At 68.7% G+C, this 16085-nt stretch carries 27 protein-coding genes; all 27 read right to left on the bottom strand.

Going from position 1 to position 16085, the window contains the following annotated elements; all coding sequences use genetic code 11:
- Positions 1 to 3 precede the first annotated feature (3 nt).
- The 27 genes from AC4OXY_RS46460 to AC4OXY_RS46330 all read right to left on the bottom strand — a co-directional run bounded on the left by AC4OXY_RS46460 (position 4) and on the right by AC4OXY_RS46330 (position 15999).
- The gene (locus AC4OXY_RS46460; protein WP_491994886.1) at positions 4 to 315 is read right to left on the bottom strand and encodes a response regulator transcription factor; all 312 of its coding nucleotides are present in this window, start codon (positions 313 to 315) and stop codon (positions 4 to 6) included.
- On the bottom strand, positions 312 to 851 hold the full coding sequence (locus tag AC4OXY_RS46455) for a 3'-5' exonuclease family protein (protein ID WP_491994885.1): 540 nt from the start codon (positions 849 to 851) through the stop codon (positions 312 to 314). Before AC4OXY_RS46455 ends, AC4OXY_RS46460 begins: the two co-directional genes overlap by 4 nt.
- Before the next feature lie 8 nt (positions 852 to 859).
- A complete protein-coding gene (locus AC4OXY_RS46450; protein ID WP_491994884.1) occupies positions 860 to 1426 on the bottom strand; it encodes a hypothetical protein in 567 nt (188 codons plus the stop codon).
- The gene (locus tag AC4OXY_RS46445) at positions 1423 to 1890 is read right to left on the bottom strand and encodes a hypothetical protein (RefSeq protein WP_491994883.1); all 468 of its coding nucleotides are present in this window, start codon (positions 1888 to 1890) and stop codon (positions 1423 to 1425) included. The genes AC4OXY_RS46450 and AC4OXY_RS46445 overlap by 4 nt, the downstream gene beginning before the upstream one ends.
- Positions 1891 to 1925: 35 nt before the next feature.
- Entirely contained in the window at positions 1926 to 2315 is a 390-nt protein-coding gene (locus AC4OXY_RS46440) for a hypothetical protein (RefSeq protein ID WP_491994882.1), read from the bottom strand.
- Between the two features lie 302 nt (positions 2316 to 2617).
- Complete coding sequence (locus AC4OXY_RS46435) at positions 2618 to 2962, bottom strand: ParB/Srx family N-terminal domain-containing protein (protein WP_491994881.1); 345 nt, start codon at positions 2960 to 2962, stop codon at positions 2618 to 2620.
- A gap of 279 nt (positions 2963 to 3241) precedes the next feature.
- A complete protein-coding gene (gene ssb / locus AC4OXY_RS46430; RefSeq protein WP_491994880.1) occupies positions 3242 to 3736 on the bottom strand; it encodes a single-stranded DNA-binding protein in 495 nt (164 codons plus the stop codon).
- The gene (locus AC4OXY_RS46425; RefSeq protein WP_491994879.1) at positions 3733 to 4545 is read right to left on the bottom strand and encodes a hypothetical protein; all 813 of its coding nucleotides are present in this window, start codon (positions 4543 to 4545) and stop codon (positions 3733 to 3735) included. The genes ssb and AC4OXY_RS46425 overlap by 4 nt, the downstream gene beginning before the upstream one ends.
- Positions 4542 to 4988: a WhiB family transcriptional regulator gene (locus AC4OXY_RS46420; protein WP_491994878.1), complete on the bottom strand. Its 447-nt coding sequence runs from the start codon at positions 4986 to 4988 to the stop codon at positions 4542 to 4544. The genes AC4OXY_RS46425 and AC4OXY_RS46420 overlap by 4 nt, the downstream gene beginning before the upstream one ends.
- Positions 4985 to 5500, bottom strand: a complete 516-nt coding sequence (locus AC4OXY_RS46415; RefSeq protein ID WP_491994877.1) for a RusA family crossover junction endodeoxyribonuclease — start codon at positions 5498 to 5500, stop codon at positions 4985 to 4987. Before AC4OXY_RS46415 ends, AC4OXY_RS46420 begins: the two co-directional genes overlap by 4 nt.
- A 214-nt stretch (positions 5501 to 5714) precedes the next feature.
- Complete coding sequence (locus AC4OXY_RS46410; RefSeq protein WP_491994876.1) at positions 5715 to 6416, bottom strand: HNH endonuclease signature motif containing protein; 702 nt, start codon at positions 6414 to 6416, stop codon at positions 5715 to 5717.
- Between the two features lie 10 nt (positions 6417 to 6426).
- Complete coding sequence (locus AC4OXY_RS46405) at positions 6427 to 6618, bottom strand: hypothetical protein (protein ID WP_491994875.1); 192 nt, start codon at positions 6616 to 6618, stop codon at positions 6427 to 6429.
- On the bottom strand, positions 6611 to 6958 hold the full coding sequence (locus AC4OXY_RS46400; protein WP_491994874.1) for a hypothetical protein: 348 nt from the start codon (positions 6956 to 6958) through the stop codon (positions 6611 to 6613). Before AC4OXY_RS46400 ends, AC4OXY_RS46405 begins: the two co-directional genes overlap by 8 nt.
- Complete coding sequence (locus tag AC4OXY_RS46395) at positions 6955 to 7635, bottom strand: hypothetical protein (RefSeq protein WP_491994873.1); 681 nt, start codon at positions 7633 to 7635, stop codon at positions 6955 to 6957. The genes AC4OXY_RS46400 and AC4OXY_RS46395 overlap by 4 nt, the downstream gene beginning before the upstream one ends.
- Positions 7636 to 7717: 82 nt before the next feature.
- Complete coding sequence (locus AC4OXY_RS46390) at positions 7718 to 7990, bottom strand: hypothetical protein (protein WP_491994872.1); 273 nt, start codon at positions 7988 to 7990, stop codon at positions 7718 to 7720.
- A 13-nt stretch (positions 7991 to 8003) separates the two neighbouring features.
- Positions 8004 to 8414 (bottom strand): hypothetical protein, encoded by a 411-nt coding sequence (locus AC4OXY_RS46385; protein WP_491994871.1) that lies wholly within the window; start codon positions 8412 to 8414, stop codon positions 8004 to 8006.
- A 75-nt stretch (positions 8415 to 8489) separates the two neighbouring features.
- Complete coding sequence (locus AC4OXY_RS46380) at positions 8490 to 8813, bottom strand: hypothetical protein (RefSeq protein ID WP_491994870.1); 324 nt, start codon at positions 8811 to 8813, stop codon at positions 8490 to 8492.
- A gap of 185 nt (positions 8814 to 8998) precedes the next feature.
- Positions 8999 to 9220, bottom strand: coding sequence for a hypothetical protein (locus tag AC4OXY_RS46375; protein ID WP_491994869.1), 222 nt, complete (start codon positions 9218 to 9220; stop codon positions 8999 to 9001).
- 132 nt (positions 9221 to 9352) lie between these two features.
- Positions 9353 to 9901: a hypothetical protein gene (locus tag AC4OXY_RS46370; protein ID WP_491994868.1), complete on the bottom strand. Its 549-nt coding sequence runs from the start codon at positions 9899 to 9901 to the stop codon at positions 9353 to 9355.
- 236 nt (positions 9902 to 10137) lie between these two features.
- A complete protein-coding gene (locus AC4OXY_RS46365) occupies positions 10138 to 10527 on the bottom strand; it encodes a hypothetical protein (protein WP_491994867.1) in 390 nt (129 codons plus the stop codon).
- 720 nt (positions 10528 to 11247) lie between these two features.
- The gene (locus AC4OXY_RS46360; protein WP_491994866.1) at positions 11248 to 12378 is read right to left on the bottom strand and encodes a ParB/RepB/Spo0J family partition protein; all 1131 of its coding nucleotides are present in this window, start codon (positions 12376 to 12378) and stop codon (positions 11248 to 11250) included.
- Positions 12379 to 13107 carry a ParA family protein gene (locus AC4OXY_RS46355; RefSeq protein ID WP_491994865.1) on the bottom strand — a complete coding sequence of 243 codons (729 nt, stop codon included), beginning with the start codon at positions 13105 to 13107 and terminating at the stop codon, positions 12379 to 12381.
- A gap of 191 nt (positions 13108 to 13298) precedes the next feature.
- A complete protein-coding gene (locus AC4OXY_RS46350) occupies positions 13299 to 13445 on the bottom strand; it encodes a hypothetical protein (protein WP_491994864.1) in 147 nt (48 codons plus the stop codon).
- Positions 13445 to 13624: a hypothetical protein gene (locus AC4OXY_RS46345; RefSeq protein WP_491994863.1), complete on the bottom strand. Its 180-nt coding sequence runs from the start codon at positions 13622 to 13624 to the stop codon at positions 13445 to 13447. The genes AC4OXY_RS46350 and AC4OXY_RS46345 overlap by 1 nt, the downstream gene beginning before the upstream one ends.
- Before the next feature lie 65 nt (positions 13625 to 13689).
- Positions 13690 to 14121, bottom strand: coding sequence for an SLOG family protein (locus AC4OXY_RS46340; RefSeq protein WP_491994862.1), 432 nt, complete (start codon positions 14119 to 14121; stop codon positions 13690 to 13692).
- 10 nt (positions 14122 to 14131) lie between these two features.
- Positions 14132 to 14908, bottom strand: coding sequence for a DciA family protein (locus AC4OXY_RS46335; RefSeq protein ID WP_491994861.1), 777 nt, complete (start codon positions 14906 to 14908; stop codon positions 14132 to 14134).
- A complete protein-coding gene (locus AC4OXY_RS46330; protein WP_491994860.1) occupies positions 14905 to 15999 on the bottom strand; it encodes a hypothetical protein in 1095 nt (364 codons plus the stop codon). Before AC4OXY_RS46330 ends, AC4OXY_RS46335 begins: the two co-directional genes overlap by 4 nt.
- Positions 16000 to 16085 lie beyond the last annotated feature (86 nt).

Here is a 16085-nt window from a genome sequence, read left to right as displayed (position 1 = left end):
TCGTCACGTGTCCTCCCGCATCATGTTGGCGAGGGCGCCGGGCAGGAGGACGTCGTCCGGGTCGATCAGCTTGAGCTTGAGCGCCACACTCGTGGCTTGGGCCCGGTTATCGGAGCAGAGCTTCCGCAGAATGCGCCGGATATACGACTTCACTGTCTCCTCGGCGATCCCGAGCGTGCTGCCGATCACCTTGTTCGGCTTGCCGTTCGCTGCGAGGACGAGGATCTGAAGTTCCCGCGGGGCGAGGATCGACGCGGGAGACGGGGTGGGCCCGTCGTGCGCAGACGACGGGCCCACCTGAACCGGGGCGGTCATGCCGTGCGTCCCAGCAGGAACTGGTGCATGGTCCGGTTGTGCCGGGCGTCGGCCAGCGCGTTGTGCAGCCCGGCCGGCTGCTCCGGCATCTCCGGGCTCCCGGCCTGCCAGCGCAGCGTCTCCAGCTCGTTGAACCAGCGCGGGATCTGGTCCGGCATGACCGACCAGTCGTTGTCCCACAGGGAGTGCAGACGGCAGATGTCCTGTCCGCCGTACCAGGCCCACAGGTGCGTGGTGTCGGCGTCCGTGGCCGCGAAGTAGCGGGCCACGCCTGCCCGGATGTCCGCGACGGTGAGAACGTCCTCGTGGAGGAGGTTGAGCGCCTGGAGGGCGCCCGGGGCGTGCACGGTTGGCAGGGACGACCACACGTTATCCACCATCCAGGGCACCGCAGTCACCGCGGCCACGTCCATCTCGGCGTTCACACCGTAGAACTCCACGCCCTGATCGTCGGTGAGACCGATGGAGACGAGACCCGCGGTAGTCGGGTCGGCGGGCAGGAACTCACAGTCCAGGTACACGTTGCGAATCTTCACGGCACTCCTTAGGCGGGCAGGTAGTAGATCTGGATGGCCTGGTCGTCGCCCTCGTCGCACCAGTGCACGAACCACGGGCACTCGGCGTCCTCGGGCTCCCACTCGAAGTACGCCCACTTCGGAGTCAGGTACTTCGTCTCGTCCTGGGCATCGAGGTCGTCCTCAACAACGCCGATCTCACGCAGATACTCGACAGCCGCCGCATGCGCCTTGTCCCGGTCGTCCGTGACAATGACCAGCTCCTCGCCGTCCTCACCGATCGGGGCGAGGAGCACGCCGGCCTTCTCGTAGAAGCCGTTCGCGTCGTCCGCCACGGGCTGGAAGCGGCCCATCGGCAGCTCGGGAACCTTGGTGACCTCGTCCAGGTAGTGCAGGCCCTCGTAGCTGACCGGGACGGACAGGTTGGAACGCTTCCCATCCAGGCGGATGCGGGCCAGCAGTGCGCCGCTCATGGCGGGCTCCGTGCCGGTGATGATGCCCGGATAGGTGGGCCCGTCGGCCTGGTCCAGGTCGCGGTAGAAGGTGAACTCGACGCGGCGGCCGACGACCGCCTTCTCCGTCAGGGTGCTGCTCATCGCGTGGTGGTCTCCTTCTTGCGTCGGGTGTGCGGGAGTCGGGCGCCGAGCCCCTGCCGGGACGTCACGGTGACGGCCTGCGGCCGGGCCTGTACGGGCCGGGGAGCGGCGTCGGGAACGTCGGGGTACCAGACCTCCACCCACACGCCGGACAGCCGCCACACCCCCGCCGTACGGCCCGGCGTCGACAGGTCCAGGTACGGCATCAGGTCGTCCGTGGACAGCCCCACGGACGGCTCCGCCCGCAAGGTCAGGAACAGCGCCTGACGGCCCATGAACGCGCGCAGCGCCTCGCCCGGGTTCGGGCCCCGCAGTTCGGCGGACAGGTACAGCCGACCGTCAGCGCCGCGGGTGGTCTGCCAGTTGCGGAGCTTCTCGGGCCGGTCGGCGCTGCAGGCAAGCCAGTTCTTCAACGTCAGGCACTTCACGGTAAGCGCGTCAGGGTGCAGAGCAAGGTTTGCCATGGGGCCTTCTTCGTGAGGTCGTACGGAGGTTGGTGTCAGAACGGCCACGGCTCAGCACCGCCCCAGCCGCCGGTCTTGCGTCGGCTCCGGATGCGGCGGGGCATCCCCCACCGCTGCTGGTCGAGACGGGTCTGGATACGCGCCCACCGGGGGCAGCTGTCCGTCTTGCAGTCGGCGCAGTACGGGTCCGCACTCTCCCCGGTGGGGTCCCCCGCCCAGCCAGTCGTAGCGTGGTGCTTGACCGGCTCGGGGTTCAGGCGGACGTCCAGGCGGCGCAGCATGCGGTCCTTGATGACGTCCTCGGGCGGCTCGATCCACGAGTGCATGCCGATGATCGGCTTCCAGCGGCGGCCGTGATGGCGGCGTCCGATTCCGCACCAACGGCAGCCGTACGGCGACTCGAAGGACAAGAGCTTGATGGTCACGGGCGTCTCCCGTTGTGTCCGGTGCGGTGTGGGTGGGGCCGTGCAGTGGTCGAGGGGGGCGACGGCTGCACGGCCCCAGGAAGGCCTCCCCGAGGGTGGGGAGGCCGGGCTTTCACGGTCAGCGGTTCGTCGGGCGACGACGACGCAGCGTGCGTGCCGAACTGGCGTTGCGCCCCCGGCAGGGGCACTCGGGGTGGTGCTGCCGGTCGAAGATGAACGAGCCGGGCTTTCCCCTGACCGTGTTCAGCACCAAGTGCCCGTCACGGACACCAGCAGTCGTAACCACGGCGTTCTCCATTCCGTCAGGCAGCGGGCCGGTAGGGGCCCCAGGCGCCGCGCAGCATCGGGTTGTAAGGGCGGTCCTCGACCTCAAGGGGCAGGTCAGACCAAACGAGGGCGTTGATGCCGAGGTCGATGGCGGCGGCCACACGGTGGTGCCCGTCGACCAGCCACGGCCGGCCCTCGAACGTGCGGATCATGACGGGGAGCGCGATGCCGTCCTGGCGGATCTCCTCCAGCAGCTCCGCGTAGTGCGCGGAGCGCCGCTTGTGGTCCAGGACGTCCCGGACGGTGACGCAGTCGGGGGTGTCGTCGTCGTCCGGGGTCAGCATGTCCAGGACGTCCGCGGTGGGGATGATGCCGAGCATTGCGGTCTCCGTTCGCTGGTCAGTGCTGGTAGTGGTCGGACGGGTCGTCGGCAGGGCCGGCGGTGCTTGAGCAGTCGCGGCCGTGGATGCCGGCGGCTTGGTCTTCGGGGGTGGCGCCGCAGTCGCAGGTGGGCATGGGTTCCCCCGGGTTGGGATGGGTTGGGCTTGATGTATCCACCGTACCCGTCAAAGCATTGCATTGCAATGCGTTCGTCGTGATGGGGTGAGAAAAGGGGCCCAGCCCTCAGGCCAGACCCCTCACCTCACCAGCGAGGCGGCTCAGAACGGTGGGCTTTCGTCCCATCCCCCCGCCTGCTGCCCGCCGGCCGCCGCGCCCGACGTCGCCCACGGGTCTTCCCGACCCTCACGCGACGACTGGGCACGCGCCTGCTGATACGCCTGCTGGCCACCACCCGCCCCGGCCTTCTCCACCCGGGCCGTAGCGAAGCGGAGCGACGGCCCTATCGAGTCGATCAGCAGCGACGGCCCCGACCGCTTCTCCCCCTCACGGTTCGTCCACTGCTCGGTCTTCAGCCGGCCCGACACCACCACCTCCATCCCCTTCTCCAGCGACTCCGCGATTCGCTCGGCGTGCTTGTCGAACGCCTTGCCGTCGACGAAGAAGGAGTCGCCGTCGACCCACTGGCCACTGTCGTCCTTCTTGCGGGCGTTGAACGCCAGGCGCACCTTCACGACCGCAGTACCCTGCGCTGAAAAACGCAGCTCAGGAGTGTCGATGAGTCGGGCAGTTCCGTTCAAGGTCGGCAGGCTCATGCCGCTTCCTCCATCGTCAGATTGCGTCGGCCAGCCTGCGAGTTGTCGGCATGACCGCACATGTGCTCCCGGGACGCCTGCAGGCCCTTCGCGCTGCGCTTCTCCCGGATCGGGCCCCCGTACTGCGTGTACCGCTGCCCACGGCAGATCGCCCGGACCGTCTCCCGGTTCGTGTCGAACGACATCGCCAGCTCAAGGTCGGTAGCCCCCTCGGCCGACCGCCCCCGGATCGCAACGATGTCGGCCTCGGTGAACTGCTTCATGGTCGGCTTGGCCAGGGACGGGAAGGCTCGGCCGCTGCGCTGGTACTGCTTCCTCAGCCGGTTCACCCAGTTCTCGGCCGTGCGGCGCGGCCACTTCCTCAGCACGTCAACATCCGACAGCGTCATCCCCTGGACGACGCACTGCTGTACCGCGGCCAGGAACTCGGCATCGGTGAGGCTGTCGACGCGGAAGCCGCGGACGAACTTGGTGACGGCGACCTGGTCCACGTAGTCGTCATCCAGGCCGTCGGCGGGTTCGGGGGCGAGGTCGCGTACCGAACGCTGCTCGGACCACGACGGCACCGTCAGGCTGCCGTGCTCGTTGAAGTCGAGCCAGCCCAGTGCTTTTCCCACCGGCTGCTCCGGGTCGACGAGGCCGGCCAGGACTACCAGCAGGGCGTCCTTCTGCTTGCCGTCGAGGCCCGCCAGGACGCCGGCGACGTCCTCGGGGCCCCCGTCACCGTGGACGAGGACCGCCAGATGGGCGGCCACGGGCAGCATCTGCTCGGCAAGGTCACCGCGCTGCTGCGCGGTCAGGCTGCTCATACCGTCCGCACCTCCCCCGCGGCCACCCGCTCCGCCTCGAACCGGGCCAGGGCACGGCACAACGTCACCCGCTCCACACCCAGACGGCGTGCGATCTCCCGCTGCGGCATACCAGCCGCCACCTGCTTCTCGATCCACACCTGCCGATCCAGGCACCGCTCCGTGTGCGACTGCCGCATCCGCAGCAGGGCCCGGCGCTCCTGCTCGGACATGCCGCCCCAGATCCCGGCGCGCTCCCGCGTCTCCAACGCCCAGTTCAAACAGGCACGCGCGGCTGGGCACCCCGCGCAAACAGCCTTCGCGGCCTTCGTCTGCTTCTTCCAGCCGTTCGTGTGCGGGATCGGGAAGTGCAGGTCGGGGTCGACGGTCGCGCACGCGGCGTACGCCCGCCAGTCCTCGGTGTTCGCGGCCCGTGTCGAAGCGCGGCCGGTTGCAGTGGTCATCGGGTGGCTCCGGTGAGGGTGTAGAGGCGGATGATGGCGCCGGGCTCGGAGAGGGCTTCGGGGTGCTCGCCGGGGTAGACCTTGCGACTGTGGGACTCGATGACTCGGCCGTCGTCCTCCCAGGCCTTGGCAGTGCTGATGGCGTCGTAAGTCGAGCGTTCGAGCTTGTCGATGTCCGGGCTGACGGCCGGGTAGGTGCGGCGGCGCTTGGGGGCGTTGCCGGGCTTGGGAAGGGTGAAGGTGACGTCGGCTCGGACGGGGCCGGCGAGGGCCTGGGCGTCGCCGCGGAGGATCGCTGCGGTGATCGCCTCGGAGACCTTCTCCCGCCACGGCTTGACCTTCTTGGAGGACTCCCGCATGAGAGGGATGGCCTTGCCGGTCTTGCGGCTACGTCCCCACCCCACAGGGGACTTGCTGCCCTGCGGTCCCGGGAGGCCGTGTACGGCGACGGTGAGCCGGGGCGCGTCCTCCCACTCGTACGCCGGTAGGGCGGCGGGGGCGGTGATGCTCATGCGGAGTACTCCTGGACAGGTATGGGGCCGTGAGGCCCGGTTCGGAGGTAGGTGGCGAAGCCGGGCAAGTGCCCGACGTGGACGCCGAGGCACCACTTGCAGCGGTAGGTGTGGAAGCGGGGTCCGCCTTCGCCGCGTATCTGCTTGGCCCGGCGTCGGGCTGTTCGTCTACTGGTGAAGCGGGTTTTGCCGTGGCAGGACCGGAGGTAGCCGTTCATCGGCCGGCTCCGGCAGGTGCAAGGCTGTACAGGCGCCGGCGTTCCGGGGTGTACCGGGAGACGACGTGACCTTCGCGCACAAGACGGCTGAGCAACCCGTAGGCAGCGTTGAGGGTTGTGTTGAGCATGCGGGCAACGTCCGCGTTGGTGGAGTCAGGATGCTCGACCAGCCACGTCAAGAGACGCTCTGACCGCTTTTCCCTGTTAGGCCACCTGTGGGAGCGGTGGGTATTGACCTTGGCTGTGACGGGTTCAAGGTGGGTCGGGTTGACGCAGTTCCGTACGCGGCACAGGTGGTCGATCTGAAGGCCTTCGGGTATGGGGCCGACGTGGTGCTCGTAGCTCCACCGGTGTGCGTAGACGCGGCTTCCTGCCTCGTCTACCAAGACGCCGTAGCCGTTGGACTTCGTGGCGCCGGTGAACAGCCAGCAGCCGGACTCGTCCTTCGTGACCTTGTCTTTGAACCTCTGGTCGGCGGTCGGCTTCGGTCCCTTGGCCTGTTTGACAGCCTGCCAAGCGTCCTTGGCCTTAGCACGCTCGCAGGGAATGCAGTACGAGCAGAGGACGAAAGACCTGGGCTTGCGGAGCCGGAACTGGTCGGCCGACTTGGTCTCGTTACAGCGGGGGCAGTGCTTCTCGGCTGGCATCTCCTGGAAGGTCTGGGCATCGCCGATCTTGCGTCGCTGCTCTGCGGACATTCGTTGTCCCTTAGCTGGCATCGGCTGCTGCTCCCTTCGGGCTGGCGGGTTCGGGGAGTCCGAGGCGTTGTGCGAGGGCGATGCGGGCGTCACGGTCGACCGCCGGGTCGTGGATCCAGCCGACGACGAGAGCGACCCGCTGGCGCAGTGCTTTCAGCTCGTCTTCGGCCTTAGCCAGGCACTGCTTCGGGGAGTCAGCCATCGCCGTTCTCCTCGAGGTCCCGTTCCGCGCGGATGGTGGCGACCTTGAGACGCCACAACTCGACGTCGAGCGGGGCGATGCGTTCGGCCTCGGCAAGGGCTGCCTCACGAGACCACTGATAGATCTCGTGGCGGTGGAGGTTGGTGCGGTGGTCCCACTTCTCGCCGGTCCAGGCCTCGCCGTCGCGGAGGATGGCCCACTTGTCTCCGTCTCGGCGTCGTTCGACGAAGAGGTCTGCGAAGTGCCCGTAGGGGTGACCGGGGCAGGGGATCCGGAACTGGCTGACCTTGTCGAGCTGGGCAACGAGTTCAGCGACGTAGGCGGCGTCGTGGTCGGTCACGGCTCGGGGTGCTCCTTCGCTTCTTCGTCGTCGGCGCGGGCGGGGAGGACCGGGATGGGCTGGGTGTCGTCGGTCGCGCTGGTGGCGTGGGTGAGGGCGTCACCGAGGGCACGCTCGCGGCCCGGGAGGGGAATCGGTACGGTCTCCGTGATCGGGTCCTCGCCGGGTATCTGCTTGTCGAAGGTGATCCCGGTGTGGATGCCGAGCTCGGTCAGCTCTTCGTCGGTGAGCCCCTTGATCGTGGACAGGTCGGCGTGGAGCAGGGGGCAGGTGGCGGCCCGGACCCGGGCCATGGCGGCCATGGAGGGGTCGTCGATCCGGTACTCGTGGATGGCGCCCATGCGGCAGGTGGCCTGCCAGCGCAGGGTGCGGGTGGAGACCGTGTAGTGGAGGGTGCCGTCGTCGAGGGCTCGGGTGACGGTGCCGTCGTGGTGGTCGACCCAGTCCTGGATGCGGGTGGTGTTGATGCCGGCGATGCGGGCGGCGAGGACGGCGTAGCCCTGGGCGTCGGTCATCCAGTCGCGTTGCCGCTTGGCCAGGGATGCCGCGGTCTTCTTAGCGGCCGGCTTGCGGGCCGGGGCCTTCTTCGCGGGTGCCTTGCTGGGTGCCGGTGCCGTCTTCTTGGCGGTGTCGCGCTGGGGCGGGGTGGTCTTCTTGGCGGTGCGGGTGGTGGCCATGGTCGGCCTCCGTTCAGGCTGGGTCTGGGTGGTGCTCCGTTGAGGGGTGGGGGGTGAGGGTGAAGAGGGCGATGCCGTCAGGTCAGTGCTCGGCCGACGGCTTCTTGTCGGCCCACGCCAGTTCGACTTCGGCGGCCGAGACCGCGTCCAGTTCGAGGCGCATCTCGATAACGCGGTCCATGTAGCCGGTGGCGTACGCGAGGCTGGGGTGGAAGTCGGCGTACGTGCCTGCGGTGACGACCAGTTCGTCGACGGTGAGGGTTCGGGCGTCGTCGTAGGCGTCGGCGCGGCCGAGGCTGTGGTTGGGGTCTCCGGCGAATGCGCCGCTGACGAGGTCGAAGGTCATGAGGCTCATGGCGGTGGCCCTTTCAGGCGGCGGGGGCGATGGAGGTCTGGATGGCGAGGGCATTGGCGGCGGACAGGAGCCGGCCGATGACCTCGCTGGTGGTGGTCGTGTCGGCGGCCCACTTGGTGACGTGCCGGATGTGGTCCGCGACGTACAGGCCCGGGACGATCTCCACCTCCGGCGCCGTGGTGTAGAGGGAGTCGGAGAGAGCGCGGATCGCGGCCATGGTCCCGGCGCTGCACTGGATGAGGCGCAGGGCCGCATCCGGGTCGGTGAAGAACTCGTCGGGCAGGCCCCACTCGGCGCGGGCGTAGATGTGGGCGGCGATGGTGAGGTGATCGAGATCGCCTCGCCAGCAGAGGCCGCCGCGGTAGAGGCCGTCGGTGTTGATGACGGCGGCCGCGTCCTGGAGGGTGCTGATGGGGTTGCGCATCGAGTTCTCCCCTGGGGTTGAACACCCGGGCCACGCAGTGCGGTCGTCATGCGGGGCCCGGGAGGCTGTGGTGGGTCAGGCGGTTTCGCGGTGCCGGTCGGCGCAGGTCGGGCACTGGACGCGGCCGAGGTTGAAGCCGCCGGTCCACTCGATGACGTGGGCGTCGGGGTCCTCGGCGTCGAAGATGCAGCCGCAGACGCAGGAGCAGCCGCAGCGGCGGATGTCGTTGCTGGCCGGGAGGGGCATGCCGATGGTCTTGGCTGCCTCGGCCATGACCTCCAGGAAGTGCTGGGTGGTGCCGGCTTCGTCGGCCTGCTCCATGAGCTGGGTGAAGGCGTTCTGGACCGTGGCGGGGAGGGCGTTGTAGTCGACTTCCGGGCGTGCGGAGGCATGCGTCATCACGGCCACGGTGGCTCCAGGATGGGATGGGAGGTGGAACTAGCCCTGGTGAGGGGGCTGTTGCCTTATCTGTGTTCCACCGTACCCCTGAACGCATTGCATTGCAATGCTTCTGCGGGGCCGGGCATGAAAAAGGGCCCCGCCCGCCTGCTCCCTAAGAGGCGGTGGGGCCTACATGCCGGCGGTCAGGGCCGCCCGTCGACCCAGGCGGCGTGGACCTTCAGGAGATCCGTCCACGAAGCGTGGTCGGCGCGGCCGTGCCGGGTGAGGGGCACGCCACGCGCCTTGCACTGACGCTGGAGAGTGCGCACAGCGATGGGGTGATCGGTCTCCGCGAAGAGTGCGGACGCGTCACCGAGACTGATCTCGTTGAACGGAACGATCGGGCTGATGAGACTTGCGGCCAACGCTGGCCTCCCAGATCGGCGGCCATCGTTCGCAGCTCCGGCGGCCGAGACGGGGTGGATCACTAGTGGTCCACTTGTGGTGAAAGTGTGTTCAGTTGTAGGTGATGATATGTACGACTCTCGCGTGACGCATCAGGTTGCACTCGCCTGACGAAGATTTTTACGAGCCGCCACGTGCTCGTATGCCAGCCGCGCCAGGTCGAACGTCCGGGAGAAGCCGTCCCGGTCGACACAGTCGGTGTTGGTGCACACCGCGCGCTGCATCTGCTGCTGCCACATCAGCCCCCACGTACGGCACTTCGGGCAGCGCTGCTTGCGGACGACGGCGTGGTCACCGGCCCGGATGGCGTGCTCGAGAAACTGCCGGAACTCGATCACCTCCCCTCGCTCCCGCACGGTCTCGGGGGCGTGCTCGGTATGCGCGTGGCACCAGTCGTACACCGCGGCGACCGACTCGGGGATCGGGCCGGCGCCGGGATTCACGGCGTACGTGTGCTCGGCCACCTCGCGGACGGAGGCGGTGACGTGGTCGAGGGTGGCGAGGCTGAGCGGGGCTCCCGAGTGGACGGTCGTGCGATGCCCTTCGGCGGGGCCTGTGACGGGGTGTTCGCGGTAGTACTGCTGGAGGTGGTGGAGGCGGGCTGCTGCGCCATCGCCGTCGGTGTCGTCCGTGTTGCCCATGGGCGTGTCCCCGTCCCCTAGGCGGCCCCTGGGCGCGGGACGTCCTCACTCATCGTGCAGGGGCGCGCGCCGGAGGCCGGATGATGTCACTCCGGGTGAATCCGGACGCCCCATGATGGCACGCAAGTGGCCCCCGGTGAACGGGCTGTAAGAAACGATCAACTGTCTGTGTGTGAAGATTGACCGAGCCGGACCGAGCAAACGACAAGAACCCCCGGCATATGCAGACAACTTGTTCAGGCCAGCAGCCGCGGAGCCTGCTCCATACCGTGTATGACCGCCAGCAACTCCTCTAGCTGAGCCTGGTCGATCAGCCCGGTCGCGCGCGAACCCTCAAGCGCCCGCGCGCAGATCTGAAGGGTCCGGACGAACACGGCTGCGGTGTCCTCGTCGGTGAGGCTCTGGTGGATCTCGTTGAGGGAGATCTCGATGTCCTCGGCGAACCGCTCGAGCGCCGTCCGTCCGGCGTCGTCGGGGGCGGCCCCGGGTGGTGTCGCCATCGTCCACCGTCCCTGGGCCGCCTGAAGCGCGCCACCGCGGCGGCGCTTGGTGATATCGATTACGGCCCCGGGCCCGCTCGTGTTCATCTCGGGCGGTGCGGGGTCGGCCGGCTCTGCTGCGGACATGGTCCGGCTCCGATCCTCCGGCAGAAAGGGTCCTCGAAACACGGCCGACTGGTCGGGGCTGGCCGTCCCCCCGGTGTGCGGCTGCCAGTCCACACGCTGGGGTTGTCACTGTGGCACTGATTCTTGTCAGTGGTGGATACCAGGGTCGGTTTTAACGCTGCCGTGACCGGATCTGGTTACGCAGGTGGCTTGAACTGCTACCGCTGGTAATGCTGTTGGGGTGGTATGGGTCAGCCCCTGCTCCATTGGGGCGGTGTTGCCGACAACGACCCGGGGGTGGTGCAGGGGCTTCGAGACCTCACGGTGCCCGGTGGGCGTGCCCGTCAGTTGACGCGAGTCTAGCCGTGGAACTCGTCACGGGGATAGACGTCTTCCCTGACCTGTGAACCGGCTGTCCGCTGCGGCGCGCGGCGCCCGTGCGTGTGGGTGGTGGCCTGGCCGCCATGGGCCGCAGCCGGTAGCCCGGTGGGCTGCGAACCACGCAGGCCCCCGCAGCGGCCTGGCGGCCGGCCACCCATCCCGTGGGGGGCCAGCCCCTCCACCAGATCAAGCGGATATATGCAGGGGGAAGACCCTCGGCATGCGATCACTCGAACGGGTGATCGGAAACCCCGGCAAGCCACCACATACTGACCAATGTTCAATGGTCCGGTCCGGGCACACGAAAAAGGGCCCCGCCCACCTGCCCGAAGACAGGGAGCGAGGCCCACTGGTACAGCGTCAACGGCAGCAGGCTGCCTGCGTCTCCGGGTCCTTGCCCAGCATCTCGTACACCGTGGCGCGGTCCTCCGGCGGCATCTTGTGCAGCAGGAGCATCCCCGCCTCCGTGCCGTTGTCGTAGGGGAACCGCTTCAACGACGTCAGCTCGGCCGGCTCGCCCAGGGCTGCACGGGGCTCGGGGATGGCGTCCGCCTGTGGCTCCTCGCCCTGGGAAGGCGCGGAGTCATTCGGAACCTTGCCTTGAACCGCCTGCACCGTCGACGGAACGACGGGCGGCTCCGGCTTGGGCTCGGGAGCCGGGTCGTGTTTTACGGCCGTAAAACTCGGAGGGTCCTGAGCCACCGGCCGGCGTGGCTCCGAAGCAGCCAGTCGAGCCGGCTCCGGCGTCGGCGCCTCGGGAGGCTTTCGCGCCGCCTTCCGGGCTGCTGCCCGTGCTGCAGCCGCAGCCGCACGACGGTCCTGCTCGTCCTCCCACCACGCCAGTTGGTCGCGGGCCGTCCACTCCTTGTCCCGGGCGAGCTTGCCCAGCTGCCGGGCCGCCTCGAGCGGAATCGTCTTGCCCCGCACCAGATCCTGGACCTCACGTGCCAGGTTGGTGAGGAGTATCCGCTGGGTCACCCAGCCGTCGACCCGGTCGAAGTGCTGGGCGACGGCCCGGTTGGAGCCGAACTCGGCGACCAGGGCCTGCACGGCGTAGGCCTCTTCGATGGGGTCGAAGTTCTGCCGGTCGACGTTCTCGGAGACCACGGCCTCCATGAACGTCTTACGGTCCTTGGCGAAGTCGTCATTGGCGACGCAGTCCAGGGCCGGGAGGCCTACGGCCTTCGCACCGCGGTAGCGGCGTTCACCGCTGACGAGGACGTAGTCGACGTCCTTGATACGGCTGGCGTGGTCGGGCCACAGCTTCAGGTAAGCGCTGCGGCTCACGACCGGGCACGGCTGGTTCTGCCGACGCTGCAGACTCTTCCCGAAGTCGATCAGATCGTCCTCGGTGCCGAAGTCCTGCCGCGGGTTGACCAGGTTCGGAGCAAGCCGGTTGATCGGGACCCGGTAGAGGCGTCCGTCTGCTCGGGTGTCCGTGAGGGCAGTGTCGTCGTCGCCGAAAAAGTCGTCGAAGTCGTCGCGTGCCATCTACTGGGCCCCCGCGTACTTCTGGCGGCGGAGCTGGTGCTCGAGGGCCAGCGCCATGAAGTCCTGCTTGGCGTTGGCGGCGATGCGGTTGGGCTCGTACTGAGTGCAGAACCGGCCGCTGGTGATGCCGCGGGCGTGTGGCTTGTAGTGACGGATGGTGGTGTTGTACAGCTCCCACCCGACCTTCTTCACCATGTTCTGGGTCTTCTCAAGGTCGGCCTTGGTGTCGCGGGGATCCCAGTTACTGATGAGGACGCCGTAGGGGATCTGTCGTGGGAGTAGGACCCGTTGGATGGTCGTCTTGGTGGGGGTGAAGCCGGCTCCTTCGGCTTCGACGGGGACGATGACGTCGTCGGCGATGTCGAGGATGGCGCGCAGTGAGTCGCCGACGGTGCCGTCACCGAGCGGGTCGATGGACTCGTCGGACAGCTTGCCTTTGAGGGGCATGAAGCCGGGGGTGTCGACGATGATGATGTCGGCTTTGGCGCGGCGTAGGCGCCGGAGGTTGTCGATGTTGTCGCTGGCGTCGACTACGCGGAAGGGGACGTCTCGCCCCGCTTGTTCGACCTTGTCGGCCCATTCGATGCTGGTGCCCTGTGGGTCTATTGAGACGACCGCTACGGACTGGCCTCCGCCGAGGATCTCTGCGTAGACGGCGGCTAGGTTGACCGTGATGGTCGACTTGCCGACCCCGCCCTTCTGGTTCAAGAGCACGGTGATGTAGGGCATTCGGTTCTCCGATTACTTCCCGAGGTTCCGGTACTTCGGACGGGGAGCATCCTCTCAGATGGTCAGAGGGGGTTCGGAGAGACGTGCGCGGCTGGTGGAGTTTTACGGCCGTAAAACGAGACGGCCGGGTCTGCAGGACGCCGCCTGTCGGAGGTCGGGGGCCGGGCGGTGTTTTACGGCCGTAAAACGGATCAGCCCTCGGGCTCCTCGTCTTCCTCGTCGCCCGGCTCCCCGTAGGCCCGGCCGTCGTCGTACGCCGCCTCCTGGAACAGCACGGCGTGGTCGTGGACGACCCGGGGCCGCGGGTAGTCGATACGCGGCTTGGTGGTGGCGGGCATCAGCAGCTCCTGGCGGTAGTGAGGGCAGGCTCGGCGGCCGCCGGCTGCCGGGCGGGGCAGACGTCGAGGGTGACGGCGCAGATGCGACCGCGGATCCAGTCGTCCAGCCACGCCTGTTCCTGCGCGTCCTCAGCGTTGTGCCAGGCGTCGGGGTACCGGTGGGTGGTGGGTTGGGGCATGCGCGGCCTCCTCGTGCAGTGATCGCGACCACCGTGCACCACAACTGGAGATCCGTTCCCTCCGCTCAGGCGGTGATCCGGTGCACCGGGATTCCGGCGGCTTTGGCCCGGCGCATGCAGTCCGCGGTCCCAGTGCTGCCCTGACACTGTGCGGCCACGAACAGCACCGGCTGCTCGTCGACCATCTGCTGGTTACGCCGGTGCCCAGCCAGCGGGCAGTACTCGGTGCCGCGCCGGTTCCGGCGCCGGTGCCCCAGTTGGCACTCCGGGCCGCACGGTCCTTCCCAGTCGGCTGGACGCTCCCGGATCAGGAAGCCGGTACGGAAAGCCCACTCGTGGCCGATGGTGTCGGCACCTTCCGCGCAGCCGTGCATCAGCTCGATGCCCGTGTAGCCGACTGCGAGGGCGTCGTGCCACACCTGTACGAGGGTGTCCTCGAGGTATTGGCGGTCGGTCCATCGGCGGCTGCCGGTCAGACCGATAAGTGCGAGAGCCACCACGTCCTCCCTAGGCGACGTCGAAGGCACGGCGGGGTTCGGTGAGGCCTGCCTGCTCCTGCCGCTTGCGTGTGAGGGCGGCTCGGCGCACGGCCTCGCTGCGGTCGACCTTCCGCGCGGTGAGCTGGTCTGGTTCCTCCACCGGCTCAGGCTGTCGGTTGGCGCGGAGTGCGGCTTCCTGCCGCTCGAGGGCGGCGGCAAGGTACGGGTCGGTGTGACGGGGTTCGGGCCGGTGCTCGAGGACCAGGGCGCGGGCTTGCTGGTAGCCGGCCGAGGCGGTCTCCCGGGTCTTCACCGGCGCCTCGGCCGCGGGGCGCGGTTCGCTCTGCGGCTCCGGGGCGGGACCGGTCTTCGGGACTTCACCGGGGCCGAGGATGCGCAGCTGCCGGATCGCGCGACTGCCGGTTTTCTCCTGAATACGGGCGAGGATCTCCGCCTGGTGCCAGCGAAGGTGGGTGCCGTAGGCCGGGACCATCGGGTGCAGGTGCAGGATGCCGGTGTCGTGCTCGAAGTGGACCGCGGCGACCTTGTCGGCGAGTTCCGGGGCGATGGTGGGCCACTGGTCGATGATGCTGCCGCCCTCCTCCGGGGGCTCCCAGCCGCGTTCGGTCATCATCCGGTCGATGGCCAGGCCGAGCCCCATGGGGTCGCCGGCGCGACGGTCGCTGGACCGGCGGGTGGTGCGGGTCTTCTTTGGCGGCTGGACGGGCCGGGTCTTCGCGGCCGCGCGGGCGGCGAGTAGCGCAGAGCGGGCGAGGTCGATCCCGGAAGGCTGGGTGTCGGTCATGAGGGGCTCCCGTTGAGGAAGGCGAGGATGTCGGCTTCGGCGTCCCACTCGCTGGTGTCGGTGGCGCCGGACAGGTCGTCCCAGCCGCGGGCCCGGCTGGTCGCCTGCAGACGCTGCTGGCCCTGCCGAAGGGCGGCCATGACGTCGAGCTGCTGGCTGGTGCTGGCGGTGAAGGCGCCCTCGATCGGGTTCTCCTGCTCCCAGCGGGCGGCGGCTTCCTGCGCGGCCTGCATCTCCTGCCGCTGCTGGGCGTCGGCGGTGAGGCGGGCGCGGATGAACGCGATGGGGTTCTTCGGCTTCCAGCGGAGACCGAGGCACATGCCGTTGAGGTCGGCGGCGATCTGGTAGGCGTCCTGGCCCTGGTCGGTCCACGGGCGGAGGACGAACTCCAGGGGCCGCAGCGGCACCGACTGGGTCCACGGCACCAGGGCGCGCACCAGCCGGGTCGTCTTGCCAGCCTTCTGGACATCGGCCGCGGTACGGCGCCGGCCGTTGATGTAGCTGCTCTGGTGGGGGATTCGCGTCTTCGGCGGCCGAGCCTGCGAGGTGTAGTTACTACCCCCCACCATCTGAACCTTTCCCTCTTCCTTTACCCAGGTAAGGGAAGGGGGCTCAAGGCCCTCCGAAGCGGGGTTGTCCACAGGCGGGTTATCCACAGGATTCCGGGACTGGGCCGGGAGCAGGGGCTGCTTCAAAACCGGGTTTTGAACCGGCGCCTGGCCGCGCTGGTCGATGACGATCCGGGCCGTGTAGCCCGAGCCGACGATCGTGTGGCCCATGGCGTGGTCGTAGGCGGCCGGGATGACTGCGGCGTACACGGTGGCGGTCGCGGCGTAGCCCTTGAGCCCCATCACACGGCGGATGTTGACTCGGGTGCCGTGCTGGACCCAGGCGAGGGCGCCCAGCTCCCGGAGGTAGCCGATGTGCCGCTTCACGGTGGCCCGGGACACGTCGAGGCGGGCGGCCATCTCGTCCAGGCAGTACCGGGCGTGCCCCGTCGAGTAGTCCATGCGGTCGGCGAGGTCTTCGGCGATGCGCAGCGTGGTGGCGTTCGCGCGGGGGTGCAGGCCGGCTGCGATCAGCCATCCCACCGCGCGACGCCACCGCCGCGGGCCGGTCCGACGCGACTTGGTGTGGGCCACCTCCTGGCAGGCGCCGCGTACGAGACCGGTCTGAC

The organism is Streptomyces sp. HUAS MG56, assembly GCF_058673395.1.
Note: the sequence above shows the minus strand (reverse complement) of the source record. Positions and strands in the feature narration are given on the sequence as shown.